Here is a 255-nt window from a genome sequence, read left to right as displayed (position 1 = left end):
CTCCTGATCCGTGGGGTTAGTGGAAGTAGTGCTCGCCATGGACATTGTCATGACGGATGTCTTGCAGCGGATCCTGTCGCTCGTTGGCAATGAGTTGTTGCTCCTCCAGGCCATGCTTGAGCATGCTGCGGATGTTGTGCAGCCGGTTGGCGCCGGTCAGGTGCCCCCGGAGGCAGGCCGCTTCCAGCCGCTCCTTGCCATAGGTTTTGCTCTGCCCCAGCAAGGCCAGGCAAGGGCGCACCGCTTGCGTCGAAT

The 255-nt window shown here is 61.6% G+C and carries 1 pseudogene; it reads right to left on the bottom strand.

Going from position 1 to position 255, the window contains the following annotated elements:
* Positions 1 to 16: 16 nt before the first annotated feature.
* A pseudogene (locus B4920_RS27055) lies at positions 17 to 255 on the bottom strand (IS21 family transposase); the annotation flags it as partial.

The sequence above is a fragment of the Zoogloea sp. LCSB751 genome (assembly GCF_002028455.1).
In the GTDB taxonomy this organism is placed as follows: Bacteria; Pseudomonadota; Gammaproteobacteria; order Burkholderiales; family Rhodocyclaceae; genus Zoogloea.
This window is presented reverse-complemented; position numbering and strand designations above follow the sequence as displayed.